This is a genomic window from Myceligenerans pegani (assembly GCF_014892515.1).
GTDB lineage: Bacteria > Actinomycetota > Actinomycetes > Actinomycetales > Cellulomonadaceae > Myceligenerans > Myceligenerans pegani.
Window position 1 is genome coordinate 25,752 of record NZ_JADBGR010000062.1, and the last position, 13,317, is coordinate 39,068.

14 protein-coding genes and 1 other RNA gene are annotated in these 13,317 nt (G+C 71.0%); 13 read left to right on the forward strand and 2 right to left on the reverse strand.

Translation table 11 applies throughout. From position 1 onward, the window contains the following. Positions 1 to 35: 35 nt before the first annotated feature. The 5 genes from IIE03_RS06670 (at position 36) to IIE03_RS06690 (ending at position 4,357) form a co-directional block, all read left to right on the forward strand. Positions 36 to 857 (forward strand): hypothetical protein, encoded by an 822-nt coding sequence (locus IIE03_RS06670; RefSeq protein ID WP_192861968.1) that lies wholly within the window; start codon positions 36 to 38, stop codon positions 855 to 857. A 1-nt stretch (position 858) separates the two neighbouring features. Continuing rightward, a complete protein-coding gene (locus tag IIE03_RS06675) occupies positions 859 to 2,364 on the forward strand; it encodes a S1 domain-containing protein (protein ID WP_192861969.1) in 1,506 nt (501 codons plus the stop codon). After that, entirely contained in the window at positions 2,361 to 3,134 is a 774-nt protein-coding gene (locus IIE03_RS06680) for a hypothetical protein (protein ID WP_192861970.1), read from the forward strand. Before IIE03_RS06675 ends, IIE03_RS06680 begins: the two co-directional genes overlap by 4 nt. A 388-nt stretch (positions 3,135 to 3,522) precedes the next feature. Beyond that, on the forward strand, positions 3,523 to 3,876 hold the full coding sequence (locus tag IIE03_RS06685) for a VOC family protein (protein WP_192861971.1): 354 nt from the start codon (positions 3,523 to 3,525) through the stop codon (positions 3,874 to 3,876). Between the two features lie 22 nt (positions 3,877 to 3,898). Then, positions 3,899 to 4,357 (forward strand): VOC family protein, encoded by a 459-nt coding sequence (locus IIE03_RS06690; RefSeq protein ID WP_192861972.1) that lies wholly within the window; start codon positions 3,899 to 3,901, stop codon positions 4,355 to 4,357. A 76-nt stretch (positions 4,358 to 4,433) separates the two neighbouring features. Here the strand turns inward: IIE03_RS06690 and rnpB are convergent. Next, positions 4,434 to 4,832: RNase P RNA component class A (gene rnpB, locus IIE03_RS06695), an RNA gene on the reverse strand. A gap of 87 nt (positions 4,833 to 4,919) precedes the next feature. Between rnpB and IIE03_RS06700 the strand changes: the two genes are divergently transcribed. Beyond that, the gene (locus IIE03_RS06700; protein ID WP_225997387.1) at positions 4,920 to 6,377 is read left to right on the forward strand and encodes an MFS transporter; all 1,458 of its coding nucleotides are present in this window, start codon (positions 4,920 to 4,922) and stop codon (positions 6,375 to 6,377) included. A 118-nt stretch (positions 6,378 to 6,495) separates the two neighbouring features. Continuing rightward, positions 6,496 to 7,335 carry a hypothetical protein gene (locus IIE03_RS06705; RefSeq protein WP_192861973.1) on the forward strand — a complete coding sequence of 280 codons (840 nt, stop codon included), beginning with the start codon at positions 6,496 to 6,498 and terminating at the stop codon, positions 7,333 to 7,335. A gap of 8 nt (positions 7,336 to 7,343) precedes the next feature. Here the strand turns inward: IIE03_RS06705 and IIE03_RS06710 are convergent, their stop codons facing one another. Then, positions 7,344 to 7,664, reverse strand: a complete 321-nt coding sequence (locus IIE03_RS06710) for an ArsR/SmtB family transcription factor (RefSeq protein ID WP_192861974.1) — start codon at positions 7,662 to 7,664, stop codon at positions 7,344 to 7,346. Positions 7,665 to 7,680: 16 nt separating this feature from the next. Between IIE03_RS06710 and IIE03_RS06715 the strand changes: the two genes are divergently transcribed. From IIE03_RS06715 to IIE03_RS06740, 6 genes are all read left to right on the forward strand, one after another. Then, the gene (locus IIE03_RS06715; protein WP_192861975.1) at positions 7,681 to 8,172 is read left to right on the forward strand and encodes an SRPBCC domain-containing protein; all 492 of its coding nucleotides are present in this window, start codon (positions 7,681 to 7,683) and stop codon (positions 8,170 to 8,172) included. Between the two features lie 189 nt (positions 8,173 to 8,361). Further along, the gene (locus IIE03_RS06720; RefSeq protein WP_192861976.1) at positions 8,362 to 9,192 is read left to right on the forward strand and encodes a YaaA family protein; all 831 of its coding nucleotides are present in this window, start codon (positions 8,362 to 8,364) and stop codon (positions 9,190 to 9,192) included. 58 nt (positions 9,193 to 9,250) lie between these two features. Continuing rightward, a complete protein-coding gene (locus IIE03_RS06725; RefSeq protein ID WP_192861977.1) occupies positions 9,251 to 10,183 on the forward strand; it encodes a Nif3-like dinuclear metal center hexameric protein in 933 nt (310 codons plus the stop codon). A gap of 122 nt (positions 10,184 to 10,305) precedes the next feature. Further along, a complete protein-coding gene (locus IIE03_RS06730) occupies positions 10,306 to 11,037 on the forward strand; it encodes a zinc ribbon domain-containing protein (protein WP_192861978.1) in 732 nt (243 codons plus the stop codon). Beyond that, entirely contained in the window at positions 11,037 to 11,771 is a 735-nt protein-coding gene (locus tag IIE03_RS06735) for a histidine phosphatase family protein (protein ID WP_192861979.1), read from the forward strand. Before IIE03_RS06730 ends, IIE03_RS06735 begins: the two co-directional genes overlap by 1 nt. A 150-nt stretch (positions 11,772 to 11,921) precedes the next feature. Beyond that, entirely contained in the window at positions 11,922 to 13,298 is a 1,377-nt protein-coding gene (locus IIE03_RS06740; protein ID WP_192861980.1) for a glycoside hydrolase family 10 protein, read from the forward strand. The last annotated feature ends 19 nt before the right edge of the window (positions 13,299 to 13,317 follow it).

Genomic DNA, 13,317 nt, shown 5'->3' on the forward strand with positions numbered 1-13,317 from the left:
CTGGGCCCGTCCGGTGGAGCGTGGGAGACTCCCGTGTGCACTACGTGAAGGTGGAGACGACCGGCGGCGGGTCGTGGACGGACCCGCGAGACTACCTGGACTGGCTCGGCGAGCATGCCGATGAGCTTCCGCCCGGTGCGCGGGCTTTCGCGACTCACCCTGAGCATTACGACTTCAGCCACCAGTGGTGTCCGCGGAGTGCGTCGTTCGACCGGATGTCCACGCGGTTCACCGACGACGGCGTCGTGGTCACCCTGGTCCTGGCGGCATACGGCGGTGCTCCGCCCGAGTTCGTCCTGCGGTACGAGGGCGTGAGGTCGGTGGAGTCCGACGGCGACCACAGCGGACAGCCACGCTCCAATCTGCTGGTCGACGAGATCCTGCCCGACGGCGAGGGCGTTGTCCGTCACGAGTTGGCGTTCACCGGCGGCACGATCACCGTCGTCGCCACCGACCTCACGGCAGGCTGGTCGGGTCCGGGAGCACCAGAAGATCCCCGTGACAGGCCCGACCGGTGGCTCTTCGACAATCCCGCCACGCTGGTGCATCACCTGCGCCTGCGACGCAGCATGTTCGTCTCGGACGACTCATTCTCGACGCTCGCTGCGTTCGTGTCGGGATCTCTGTGGACGCTGAGGACAGACCTTCACGGACTCTCGCGGTGGCTGACTGCTCGCCTGGGCGCCGCCGGGCGGAACATCACCTGGGAGTCGCACATCGTGCGGCACGTCGCAGGTCCCGGGCGCCCGGATGTGCGGAGCGACGAGCTGACCGTCGAGGAGAACGAGCAGGCATGCACCCTCGCGCTCGATCTGCTCGCGGAGTGGCTTGGCGAGCAGGGCTACGTCGCGGAGTGACATGGGATTGTTCAACTCGCTCGATGTGACGGTCGAGTGCCCCTCATGCCTTGTGGTCGCGCCACGGGAGGTCCAGTTCCGGTACGGCGCCGTGTGGCAGTACCGCTACGGCCTCGGTGACGTGCTGCGATGGGGCCGCAGCGACGTGGGCGATCGTGCCGTGTCCGACGTGGTCGTGGATGCCTGGCTGTGCGAGTGCCCGTCCTGCGACCACGAGGGGCGCATCGCCCTGTACGTCCGCGACAACACTCTGGTCGCAGTCGGCCCGGTCAGTGACGTGCCAGGTCTCCAGGAACTCGAATGGCTCCCTCTACCGCCAGCCGGTGGCGACGTCGTCATCGAGCCGACTACTGGCATCACCGGGCGTCTCGACGAGCAGCGGCGTCGCAATCAGATGATGGATGTGCTCAAAGTGCTGGCGGCAGGCGATCAAGGTGTTCGCCAGGTCGGCGTCGAGGCCTTCTATACGTCGTTCTTCGAGTGGAGCGGCGGCATCGAGAACTGGAACTGGTGTGCGTCGACCGTCTTCACGGCGGCTGAGGTCGGGCTGCTCACCGAGGTGCAGAAGATGCTGATGATCTCCCGCGGCGAAGCCGCCGGCCTGGATGCGGACGGGCTGATCGCCTCGGGATGGCCATGGCGGATCAGTCAGGTCGCCGCTCCGGCGCTGCATGTGCTGAACGCCCGAGGCCGGTACTCCGAACAGGTCGTGGAGGATGTCCCGACCGGGAAGGTCATCGACCTGCACGACCGGCGCTACTCACCCCGCCCAGCCGACGAGATCGCGGAAGGAACTCTGGTCGACGTGACGGTGGTGTGCCACCACCCGTACGGGTTGGGCGTCTGGGTGGATGGCGTCGACCAGTTCGGCAATGTGAACGTGCCTGCGATCAGCGACGAGCCGATCGGCAGCCCTGAGGACTATCCGCCGATCGGAGATCGACTCCGCGCCGTCGTGATCGGGTACAACGGGAGCCAACAGCTACGGCTGACGACCCGACGCTCCGACCTGCCGGCCCTGACCGCTCGAGGTGCCGAGGTCTTCGAGCAGATTGCCCATGCCGTCGGCGCGCACATCACCGACGTTCACGACGAGCACGAGCGCTGGCAGGTGTACTGGACTGCCATCTCTCACGAAGACCTGCGCCCACTCATCCGGGAGGCGATCAGCGAGGGCGAAGATCGCGTGCGCCAGATCGTGGTCGAAACGCTCAAGTACGTGGACGAGGCCGAAGGACGAACCTGGGTCGACCTGATTCAGAGCGACCACGACCGGGCGTTCGCGGAGCAGCGACTGCGCGAGTGGGCTCTCATCCGAGAGATCGCAGACCGACCCCGAAAGATCGCCGCCGAACTTCCCGAACTCACACTCTGGTGCCAGCGCCGCATCATCGAACACACGACCTCAGACCTCGTCCTCTCCGACATCGCCGAAAGCGGCTCCTCCAAGAGAATCCGCCACGCGGCCCGCGAGAAGCTCCGCGGCCGGTGGAAGGGATGGGCATGACGGCGGACACGACCTGGGTGCCGGTCGCCGACACGCCTTCAGCTTTGGCCTGGCTGGATGGACAAGAGTGCCCGCTCACGGGCTACTGGGCTCCGGATGGCTTCGAGGACGCCACCTGGGTTCTCCACGCGATGTACGAGAACGACGAACTCCGAGGGCTTGGCACGCACGACGATGTGGAGAAGGACGCGATAGCACGCGGACTGATGGAGCCCGACGTTGTCGCAGGGATCGATCTGAGCGCCGCGACGGTCGACTCCGGGACGCCACTGGGCTGGGTCGAACGCCCGAGCGTCGAGTGGACCCGGCTGTACTGGCGAGATCACTTCGGGCCGTCGATGGATATCCGGCTTGCTGCGGGAGGCTTCCCGCCGAACGACCGGGCGCTACGCGACGGCTCGTGGTCGGCGTCGATCTTCGCGCCGCCCGAGGGCTCGCTCGACGAGGCGTCGCTCGCAGGGCTTCTCTCGACACTTGCGGCACATACGGACGACGGTGGATCCGGTCAGGCCTTCGCCTTCTACGGCCAGGTTCCCGCGAACAACTACGACTCTCCGACGCTCTTCGCCGGAAGGCTGGACACGGTCAAGGACCTCGCCATCCGGCTCGACGCGACGCCGTCGAACCTCTGGCCGGCAGACCGGTCGTGGTTCGTGATGACCGACTGGGACATCACCTCGACCTGCATCTGGGGAAGCAAAGCCCTGATCGACCAGATACGAGAACACCCCGAACTGGAAACCGCGGAGTGGACTCGACCGACCGGCTGATGAAGCGGTCCCCTGGAGTGTCACAACGTCCCACCAGCCGTCCCAACCAGAGATGTCGTGGTACAGCTCGAAGTCGGACCTGGAGGACGGCTGGCACTGGCCGCGTTGGGATCGTTGGAATCTCGCGGATTCCGCGTTGGCCAGTGCTGGCTGGATCGGGCTGGTGCCGGACATGTTGTGGACTTTCCATGGACTGGCTACCCCCTCGATCTCGCGCCGCTCCAAGTCCGGAAGCAACGCGGCAAACGCTTCAAGATCGGTGCTGATAAACCCACGCTCGTCGTCGGGTGCGGAACGCCATGCGAATCGAACTGTGGATGGCATCGTCGTTCCGGTCGCGAGGCTGCGCTGAGGCTGTGATGTCAGTGTGCTCGCTTACGCTCGCGCCATGACACAGATTGGTAGTGCCTTCCTGCCCGTCCACGACACCCGGTCGGCCGCCGACTGGTACGCCAAGACCTTCGACCTGCACCCGATCAGCCGCGAAGACCATGCGGCTGTCCTGGAGACCGGCGAGCCGGGCCGCAGGCTGACGCTCCTCGGCCCGGCCAGCGGCATCGCCGTCGAGCCCGGACTGGACTGGGCGCCGTTCAACCTCGTGGCGGACGACCTCGCAGCCGTGCGTGACCGCCTCACCGAGGCAGGCAGCAAGCCCGGCGACGTGCACGGCGACGACGAGACGTGCTTCTGGTTCACCGCCACCGACCCCGATGGCAACACCCTGCTCGTCGTGGACCGCTGAGATGGCGGAGTCACGTCAGCCCATGAACGGCGTCACGATCCATCAGGCCCGCCAGGTGCGGCTTGTCACCGACCTGTGGGACTCACTGGCCTACTACCGCGACGTGCTCGGCTGCGAGGTCGACGACTGGGGTCACGCAGTGCGCGGCGGGCTGAACCTGCTGCTGCAGCAGGCCGAGGTGCCCGCGCACGTCCGCCCCAATCCCCGACCAGCCGAACGCGACACCTACCCCACCGACTGGCAGGGCCCCGAACAGGGCTGGGACACCTACGTGTTCGTCGACTTCGCCGACTTTGAACCCCTGGTCAGCGAACTGCGCGAGCGCGGCGCACGGATCGCGTTCGGTCCGGTCGCCGCGACACACGACAACGGCATGACGTTCAAGAACGTCGCGGTTCGCGATCCGGACGGCTACACGATCGTCTTCGGCTGCGGCTCCCATGAACCCGTTCCCGACACCATGCCCGAAGACCCTCACTGAGCCTGTGGTGAGCCATGGGCGCAACGGCCACGGCAGCCCCCGTTCCTAGCAAGTCAGCCAAGGGCCGGGATGAAAGCGGACGAGCCGGCCCGTACGCCGGGTTCTGTGTCCCGCGCGGGGTTGCCCCCGTGCGGGCGACGGCCATCCATCTAGGCCCAGCGTTGCCGCTGGGCTCGAGCGGTCTACCCGGGAGCTCGGGCGAGCAGCCCTCCAGCACTCCCTGTCTGACCTTGCTCCGGGTGGGGTTTACCGAGCCGCCCCTGTCACCAGGGGCGCTGGTGGTCTCTTACACCGCCGTTTCACCCTTACCGCCGCCGGTCGCCCGGCGTCGGCGGTCTGTTTTCTGTGGCACTTTCCCGCGAGTTACCCCGGGTGGCCGTTAGCCACCACCCTGCTCTGTGGAGCCCGGACGTTCCTCGGCGCCGACGCTTCCGGTTTCCCGGGCCACCGACGACGCGGCCGTCCGACCGGCTCGTCCGCGCAGGCCAGAATACCGGAGCCCGCAAGCCCGCGAGGATCCACCCCTATCCAGGCACCGTGCCGCAGTGGTTGGATGCCCCGCATGACGACGCTCCCCACGGGCCCCGACAGCCTGCGCCTGAACCGCGCGGCGGTGCTCGCCGCCTTCTTCGCGCAGGGTTTCGTGTTCGTCAGCGCCACGCTGTTCATCCCGAAGATCGTCGGCACGTTCGGCCTCGACCCCGGCGTGTTCTCGATGTTCCTGCTGGGTATGGTGCTGGCGGCCGCCGTCGGCTCCGCGATCGCCGAGGCGGTGGCCCGCGGCGCGGGAAGCGCCGCCGCCCTGCGCACGGGACTCGTGACCATGGTTCCGGCCCTGGCACTCATGTTCGCCACCGGCAACCTGGTGGGGCTCGCGGCCGGGATGGTCCTGTACGGGATCGCACTCGGCATGGTGGATGCCGGCTCGAACATGCAGGCCGTCACGCTGGAACGCCGCTACGGCCGCCCCATCCTGCCGTCGTCGCAGGGTGCGTGGACGCTCGGCGGGCTCGTCGCCACCGGCGTATCGCTCGCCGGGGTGGCCACCCTGCCGCTGAACGCGGGCGTGCTCTTCGCCGTCGTCCCCCTCCTCGCGGCGTTCACGCCGCTGCAGGGCCGCAGCCTCCCGGCCTTTGACGCCGGTCCCGGATCAGCCGCGTCGCCCGTCGCCACGCCGGGCACGGCCCTCGGATCGTCCGCCACGCCGAGCGCTCCTCCCGGATTCCTGCCCGGCAGCACCCCTGGACTCCTTCCGAAGGGCACCCCGAGTCCGGTCGTCATGCCCGGCACGACCCCGACACCGTCCGCGCCCGCCATGTCCGACGCCGGTCCGGGCGCGCTCTCCCCGGACGCGCGCTCCGCGTCCGGCACAGCCGCCCCCACGGCCGACGGCCCTGCGGCCGCCGGCGCTCCCACCGGCGCCGTCCGGTGGGCCGCCATCGCTCCGGCCGGGATCGCGTTCCTCATCTTCTACCTGGTCGACTCCGCCACGCAGGCCTGGGGCCCGCTCTTCCTCTACCGCGATCTGGCCGCACCGGAGCACCTGCTCGCCCTCGCGACCCTGCCCTACCTCGCGGCCACCTGGCTGGTCCGGCTCGCGGGCGACCGGCTCACCGCCCGCTTCGGCGCGCCCGCCATCGTGCGGACGGGCGCGATGATCGCGTTCGCCGGGCTCGCCGCCGTCGTCCTCGCCCCGTCGTGGCCGGTCGCGGCCGCGGGATTCTTCGCCACCGGCCTGGGGCTCGGCGCGGTCGCGCCGCTGAGCTTCTCCGCCGCGGGCCGGATCGCGGGCGGTGACCGCGCCCGGGCCGACGTCGTCGTCGCGCGGTTCAACCAGCTCAACTACGTCGGCGCGCTCCTCGGCGCCGTCGTCACCGGTCTGATCAGCACCGGGACCCTGCGCATCGGCTTCGCTCTTCCCATGGTCCTGGTCCTGGTCCTGATCCCCCTGGCCCGCGGCTTCGCCGCCGCACCACGCGCCGGCGTCGACGATGCGCGGACCGTCCGCCCGTCCGTGTAACCGACCACGGCGCCTTTCCTTGCGCAATTCACCCCTGCCGTGAGAGAACCTCCTGGTCAGACGTTCGCCGAGCGCACCGAGACGGTGCGGAGTCTGGCAGACCAAGGAGACATACCCGATGCGCATCACCCACAGGCTCGCCGTCCTGCTGATCGCGGGGGCGACGACCGCCACCCTGACCGCGTGCCAGGGAGACACGGCAGGTTCGCCCGACGACGGGACGTCGGCGACGTCCACCAGCACGGCGCCCGTGCAGGACGAGGAGGCCGCCGCCGCGGGTCCGGGCTCTGACACGGTGACGGCCGACAACTTCGTGGAACGCACCTCGACGGCACTCTCGAACACCGCGACGACGACGTTCGAGGCCGAGTACTCGGGCTCGCTTGCCGGAGAGGGTTCCGGCGTCGCGACCACGTTCGAGGGCAGGGCGGTGTACGGCGAGGTGCCGGACGCCGTCGCGATCCAGATGACGACCGACCTCGACGAGGATCTCATCAAGCTCGACGACGAGAACATCTGGGCGAGGGACCAGGAGACCGGCGGCAAGTATCTCCATCTCACGGACCCGGACCCCGGTTACGCGTTCCGGGACGAGCAGTTCACCGACATGAACGTGTACGCCCGGACGGTCGCCCTGGACGGCGCCGTCACAGCCGTCGAGGACCGTGGCACGGAGATCGTCGGCGGTGCCGAGACGCACCATTACGTCGTCACGGTGGACCTGGCGGCCGCGGACCTCACGGCGCTCGGGTTCGACGCTGCGGCGGCCAGGACGGGATCGATCGACGTCGAGTACTTCCTCGACGCGAACGACCTGCCCCTCCGCACGATCATCCCGGCACCGGTGCCCGGGCAGACGCTCGTCCACACGATGGACATCGTCTACGACACGCCGCCCGCCGAGATCGTGGCCCCGCCCGCGGACCAGACGATCACCGCCGCCGACCTCGACGGCTGACCGGCGTCCTAACCCCTGTCCAGGTCGTCCAGGAGCTGGACAGCGGCCCGCGCGTAGTCCCCGATCCAGCGGTCGTGGATGCGCTTGATCGGCAGCGGCGCCAGTGTCAGACGGCGCTCCCTCCCCTGCCGCTCGCCGGTCACGAGCTCGGCCCGCTCGAGGACCCGCAGGTGCTGCAGCACGGTGGTGCGGTCGAGCTCCGGGAAGTGCGCGCAGAGCTCCCCCGTCGTGCGCGGCGCCGTGCGCAGCACGTCGAGCATCCGCCGCCGCACCGGCGCGGCCAGTGCCTTGAAGACGAGATCGTCAGCACTGTTCTCCGCTTCAGACATGTTGTAATCTTACAACATGTCTGAGAACCACACGGCCGGCGCCGCCGCACTGGGCGCCCTCTCCTTCACCGTCTCGGGCCGCATCGCGCGCCCGCCCGCCGAGGTCTACGAGGCCGTCGCCGACCCCGAGCAGCTCTCCCGCTACTTCACCACCGCGGGCGCGCGGGGCCGCCTCGAACCCGGTGCCGGCGTGTCCTGGGACTTCGCCGACTTCCCGGGCCGCTTCCCCGTGACCGTGGTCGAGGCCACGCCGCCGGAGCGCATCGTCATCGAGTGGGATGCCGCCCCCGGGGCCAACGACACCGGCACCACCCGCACGACGTTCACGTTCGCCCCGATCGACGACGGCGCCCGCACGCTCGTGACCATCACCGAGGAGTCGTGGAACGCCACGGAGCTCGGCGCGAAGCACGCCTTCGGCAACTGCGAGGGCTGGACGGGGATGCTCGCCGCGATGAAGGCGTGGGTCGAGCACGGGATCAACCTGCGCGAGGGCTTCTACGCGTAGCGCCGCCCCGGGCAGGGCCGCGACGTCCACGCCGAGCCGCCCACGCGATTTTCTTCGGAGTCCGCGTCGACCGCACGACGTCTCCCCGGCGCCGCCCCCGTTGCGCAACCCTGGCGCCGCGCCCATTCCTCCTCCACGACGCCTCACGCGTACGCGGCGTCCCCCGCCGTGTCGACCTAGACTCGTGCGGTGCTTCTCCTCCTCCCACCGTCCGAGGGCAAGACCCCCGCGCCCGACGACGCCGGCCCCGTCGACCTCACCGCACTCGCCCACCCCGGGCTGACGGCGCAGCGCCGGACCGTGCTCGACGCGCTCGCGGCCGTCTCCGCGCGTGACGACGCGACCGAGGTCCTCGGCGTCAGCCCGAACCTCGCCGGGGAGGTGGCGCGCAACGTGCACCTCAAGGACGCGCCCGCCGGGCCCGCCGCCGGCGTGTACACGGGCGTGCTGTACGGCGCGGCCGGGCTCGCCGCGCTCGCCGGCGGCGCCGCGGAACGCGCCGCCCGGACCGTGCGGATCTTCTCCGGCCTGTGGGGCGCCGTCGCGCCCGGCGACCGCATCCCCGCCTACCGCCTCTCCATGGGGGTGTCGCTGCCCGACGTCGGCCCGCTGGCCGCGGCGTGGAAGCCGGCCCTGGCCACGGAGCTGGGACCGCACGCCGCGGACGACGTCGTCGTCGACTGCCGGTCCGCGACCTATGCGGCCGCGTGGAAGCCCGCCACCGCCGGGCCCGGCGCCGCGGAGTGGCTCACGGTCCGTGTGGTCCGCGAGGTCGGCGGCAGGCGATCCGTGGTGTCGCACAACGCGAAGCACACCCGCGGCGTGCTGGCCGGGCACCTGCTGCGGCGGGCGGAGGAGCCGACGTCGGCCACCGAGGTGCTCGCCGCCGCCCGCGAGCTGGAGGGCCGGGTGATCCTCACGGAGGTCACCACGGGCAACACCCAGACCCTCGTCGAGACCACCCTCACCCCGCCGTCGCGTCCGAGTTCCCCGCAAACCCTGGAACTGGTCCTCCGCTGATCCGACGCCGGCCGACACCCAGCGGTCGCCCCGCCCCGCAGGAAGTAGGCTCACCGTCGTGAGTTCCGCATCCAGCCTGGCCGACGTCGTCCGCGTGCTCGACGGGCTGTACCCGCCCGGTACCGCCGAGGGGTGGGACGCCGTCGGGCTGGTCGCCGGGGATCCCGTCGCCGAGGTGCGGCGGGTGCTGTTCGCCGTCGACCCCGTGGCCGACGTCGTCGACGAGGCCCTCGAGTGGGGCGCCGACCTGCTCGTCACCCACCACCCGCTGTTCCTGCGCGGCACGCACTCCGTGGCCGCCACCACGTTCAAGGGCTCCGTCGTGCACCGGCTGGTCACCTCCGGGTGCGCGCTGCACGTCGCCCACACCAACGCCGACGCCGCGCCGCGCGGCGTCGCCGACGCGCTGGCCGACCGCGTCGGGATCGCGGAACGCCGCCCCCTCGTCGCGAAGGCGCGCGCCGCCACCCTGGCCAGGACCACGCCGGCCGGAGCCCCCGGGACCGACGACGCCGGAACCGCGGACGCCGAGATCGGGATCGGCCGCGTCGGCACGCTCACCGAACCCGTCACGCTGCGCGACTTCGCCCGGCGCGTCGCCGACGCCCTGCCCGCGACCGCCCAGGGCATCCGGTTCTCGGGCGACCCCGGGGCCATGGTCCGCACGGCCGCCGTCGTCGGCGGATCCGGGGACTCGTTGTTCGACGACGTCCGCGCCGCCGACGCCGACGTGTACGTCACCTCCGACCTGCGCCACCACCCCGCCTCCGAGCTGCGGGAACGCGCGCGCTTCGAGGCCTTCGCGACGGGGCGCCCGGAGGCGGGCGGCACGCCGTTCCTCGTCGACACCGCGCACTTCGCGAGCGAATGGCCCTGGCTCGCGTACGCGGCCGAGGACCTGGCCGCGGGACTCGCCTCCGGCGGCCTGCCCGGCGTGGAGACCCGGGTCAGCGACATCGTGACCGACCCGTGGACCGGCGTCGCGCGGTAGCGTTGCCCAGAGGTCGCGCCGGGTAGCACCGCCGACGACGCCACGAGGCGCCCCGCCGGGACCGCGCCGCCGCACCCCCGAACGACCCGCGAACCAGCCCGCCCTGCGAGAGGACCCCAGCGGTGACCACTGCTCCCCCCGACGACCAGCGCAAGCTCCTGGAGGTTCAGGCACTGGACACCCGCCTCCAGCAGCTCGCCCACTCGAAGCGCAACCACCCGTCGCTGGCCCGTATCGCCGAGCTGGAGGGGCAGATCAAGGACCTGAACGGCTCGCTGGTCGAGTCCCGCACGGCGGTCGCCGACCTGAAGCGGGAGCTGACGAAGGCGGAGGCCGACGTCGAACAGGTGCGCGCTCGCGCCGCACGCGACCGGCAGCGGCTCGAGTCCGGCTCCGTCGGGGCCAAGGACGCCGTCGCCCTCACCGACGAGATCGCCTCGCTCACCCGGCGTCAGGGTGCGCTCGAGGAGGTCGAGCTCGACGTCATGGAGCGCCTCGAGGCGCACGAGGAGGCGCTGACCAAGGTCACCGCCGCGTACGACGCGCTCGCCGCGGACCGCGACGCCGCCGGGGCCGAGCGCGACGCCGCCTGGGCCGAGATCGACGCGGAGGCCACGACGGTCACCGCCGAGCGGGACAAGCTGGCGGAGCAGGTCGACACCGGGCTGATCGCGATGTACGACCGCATCCGCGCCCATCAGGGCGGCCTCGGCGCCGCCGCGCTCCGCGAGGGACGCTGTGAGGGCTGCCGCCTGGAGCTCAACCCCGGGGACCTGGCCGCCGCGCGGTCCGCCGCCCCCGAGCAGGTCGTGACGTGCGAGGAGTGCGGCCGGATCCTCGTCCGGGACGCGTGATGGCGACGTCGGACCCCACGGCGCACGCACCCGGCTACGACACCCACGTACGTCCCCCCGGCTCGGTGAGCCGGTTCGACGGCGCGCTGCCGCTCACCGCCGTGCTGGTGCGGCACGGGGTGACGTCCATGACCGAGAACGGCGCCTACTCCGGGTCCGACGTGCCCGGCCCGTCCCTCTCCACGCGGGGGAAGGGTCAGGCGGCGGAGGCGGCGGACGCCGTGTTCCGGATCGGCCGCGACCGTCGCGGGCTGTGGTCCGACGTGCCGCGGCCGTCGCTGGTGGTCGCCTCACCGATGGTCCGCGCCCGGGAGACGGCGGGCGCCGTCGGGCGCCGCCTCGGACTGCCGGTCTCCGTGGAGGACCAGTTCGCGGAGTGCCGGTTCGGCGACTGGGAGGGCCTCACGGCCGCGCAGATCGAGGCCGGCTGGCCCGGCGAGCTGCACCTGTGGCACAGCACCGGGACGTTCGTGCCGCCGCGCGGTGAGTCGTACGCGCAGGTGGGGGCGCGAGTGTGGGACGGGATGCAGGCGCTGGTCGACGGCGGCGTGGGGCGCACCGTGGTGATCGTGGGGCACGCGGCGCAGATCCGGACGGCCGTGGGACAGGCGATGGGCGCACCGGCGTCGCACTGGTCACGCATCCGCATCCCGCCGGCGTCGCTGTCGGTGCTGCGGCTCTGGGCCGACGGGGCCAGCGAGATCACGGCGGTCGGGTTCCCGACGGACGCGTGAGCGCCCTTGCCCGAACCCGCGGCACCGACGAGGGCTTCGGGTGGGTCGGTGGGGTCGAACCGTTTAGCGCCCTCGCTCCGATAACGTTTTCCATCCATCCTCGTGCTACGGCCGCACGCCGCGGCCGTGTCGCTCGACGAGGAGGACGAGATGAATCACCGCACCGCGCCGCCACGGCGCCGGGCAGCCTGGGCAGCGGGAGCCCTGGCGCTCGCGACAGTGCTCGCCGGTGGTATCGCGATGTCGACATCGGCCCAGGCCGCCAGTGACACGCTGGGCGAGGCCGCCGCCGAGTCCGGCCGCTACTTCGGCACCGCCATCGCCGGCCAGAGGCTCAGCGACTCGCAGTACACGACCATCGCGAACCGCGAGTTCACCATGATCACGGCCGAGAACGAGATGAAGCTCGACGCCACCGAGCCCAACCAGGGCCAGTTCAACTTCTCCCGGGGCGACCAGATCGCGAACTGGGCCCTGCAGAACGGCAAGCAACTGCGCGGCCACACCCTCGCCTGGCACTCCCAGCAGCCGGGCTGGATGCAGAACATGGAGGGCCCGGCGCTGCGCCAGGCCATGCTCAACCACGTCACCCAGGTCGCTACCCACTACCGCGGCAAGATCCACTCCTGGGACGTCGTCAACGAGGCGTTCGCCGACGGCGGCACCGGCGCCCGGCGCGACTCCAACCTGCAGCGCACGGGGAACGACTGGATCGAGGCCGCGTTCCGCGCCGCCCGCGCCGCCGACCCGGGCGCCAAGCTCTGCTACAACGACTACAACATCGACAACTGGAGCTGGGCCAAGACGCAGGCGGCCTACAACCTGGTCCGGGACTTCAAGCAGCGCGGCGTGCCGATCGACTGCATCGGGCTCCAGTCGCACTTCAACTCGGGCAGCCCCTACCCGAACAACTACCGCACGACGCTGCAGAGCTTCGCCGACCTGGGCGTGGACGTGCAGATCACCGAGCTCGACATCGAGGGTTCCGGGCAGCAGCAGGCCGACACCTACCGCCGGGTCGTGGAGGACTGCCTCGCGGTCTCCCGCTGCACCGGCATCACGGTGTGGGGTGTGCGCGACTCCGACTCCTGGCGCTCCCAGGGCACGCCGCTGCTGTTCGACGGGAACGGCAACAAGAAGCAGGCGTACTACTCCACCCTCGACGCGCTCAACGCCGGGGGCACGACCGACCCGACGGACGACCCCACCGAGGACCCGACCGAGGATCCCACGGAGGACCCGACGTTCCCTGCCGGTGACTGCTCGGCGGACCTGCGGATCGTGAACTCGTGGCAGGGCGGCTACCAGGGAGAGGTCGCCGTCACCGCCGGCTCGTCGGCGATCAGCGGCTGGTCCGTGACGCTGTCCGGCGGGATCTCCGTGAGCCAGATCTGGAACGGGACGCTGTCCGGGTCGACCGTCTCCAACGTGTCGTGGAACGGCAACCTCGGGGCCGGCCAGAGCACCAGCTTCGGCTTCATCGGCAACGGCTCACCGCCGTCCGCCGGATCCCTGGCCTGCGGCTGACCCACGGACGGTGCGGTCG